This window comes from Streptomyces barringtoniae (assembly GCF_020819595.1).
Lineage (GTDB): Bacteria > Actinomycetota > Actinomycetes > Streptomycetales > Streptomycetaceae > Streptomyces > Streptomyces barringtoniae.
The window spans coordinates 1-507 of record NZ_JAJHNP010000106.1 but is presented as its reverse complement, the minus strand read 5'-3'; the positions used below and the strand labels follow the sequence as shown (position 1 = coordinate 507).

1 protein-coding gene is annotated in these 507 nt (G+C 70.2%); it reads right to left on the bottom strand.

From position 1 onward, the window contains the following. Positions 1-507 (bottom strand): PP2C family protein-serine/threonine phosphatase (locus tag LMU33_RS40920; protein WP_228627200.1); only part of this gene is annotated, 507 nt, incomplete at its 5' end.

Genomic DNA, 507 nt, shown 5'->3' with positions numbered 1-507 from the left:
TCATGCGCGTCGGATGACCAGCACGGCCACGTCGTCGAGGTGGTCCACCGCGGCCACCGCGTCGAGTACCCGGTCTGCGGTCGCCTCGACGCCGAGCCGGTCCTGGAGGGCTCGACCGGCCAGCGCTCCCGCTCGCTCCAGTCCGGCGTCCAGGGTCAGGCGCGGCCCTTCGACCACGCCGTCGGTGACCATGACCAGCGCGGTGCCCTCTTCCAAAGTGAAGGTCTCCTCTGGGTACTCGGTGCCAGGCACGATGCCCAGGACCGGCCCGGCGGGAAGCGTGCGGATGGTGTGGCTGCCGTCGTCGCGTGCGTGGAGCAGGGGCACATGGCCTGCGCTGGTGCCGATGACCTGTCCGTCACGCGGATCGAGGTGCAGCAGGGTGCAGCTTGCGAAGCGTGGCGCGTCCATCGCGACGAGCAACTCGTTGGTACGCGTCAGCACCGTTCCCGGGTCAGGCTCGTGGGCGGCGATCGCACGCATGGACGAGCGCACCTGGCCCATGAA